Origin of the sequence: Streptococcus cristatus, from assembly GCF_003943465.1 — a bacterium.
GTDB lineage: Bacteria > Bacillota > Bacilli > Lactobacillales > Streptococcaceae > Streptococcus > Streptococcus cristatus_C.
Genome location: NZ_RJPR01000044.1, coordinates 1 through 542, shown reverse-complemented (window position 1 = coordinate 542; position 542 = coordinate 1). Strand labels below are relative to the sequence as shown.

Sequence of the window (542 nt, the reverse complement as noted above, 5' to 3'; positions counted from 1 at the left end):
ATCGTTGAGCTTGAGTCAATCAGTTTCAACAAGCGAGTCAGCTTCAGCGTCATTGAGCTTGAGCCAGTCAGTTTCAACAAGTGAATCAGCTTCAACCTCAATGAGCGCAAGCCAGTCTGTATCAGTAAGCACAAGTGCCTCAGCGTCATTGAGCTTGAGCCAGTCAGTCTCAGCAAGTGAATCAGCTTCAAGCTCATTGAGCACCAGCCAGTCTGTATCAGCAAGTGCAAGTGCCTCAGCATCGTTGAGCTTGAGTCAATCAGTTTCAACAAGTGAATCAGCTTCAGCGTCATTGAGCTTGAGCCAGTCTGTCTCAGCAAGTGCAAGTGCCTCAGCATCGTTGAGCTTGAGTCAATCAGTTTCAACAAGCGAGTCAGCTTCAGCGTCATTGAGCTTGAGCCAGTCAGTTTCAACAAGTGAATCAGCTTCAACCTCAATGAGCGCAAGCCAGTCTGTATCAGTAAGCACAAGTGCCTCAGCGTCATTGAGCTTGAGCCAGTCAGTCTCAGCAAGTGAATCAGCTTCAAGCTCATTGAGCACCA

The 542-nt window shown here is 48.2% G+C and carries 1 protein-coding gene; it reads left to right on the top strand.

Annotation, left to right across the window (positions count from 1 at the left end; genetic code table 11):
- Window positions 1-542: hypothetical protein (locus D8793_RS11790; RefSeq protein WP_185761207.1), on the top strand; the 542-nt coding region annotated here is incomplete at both ends.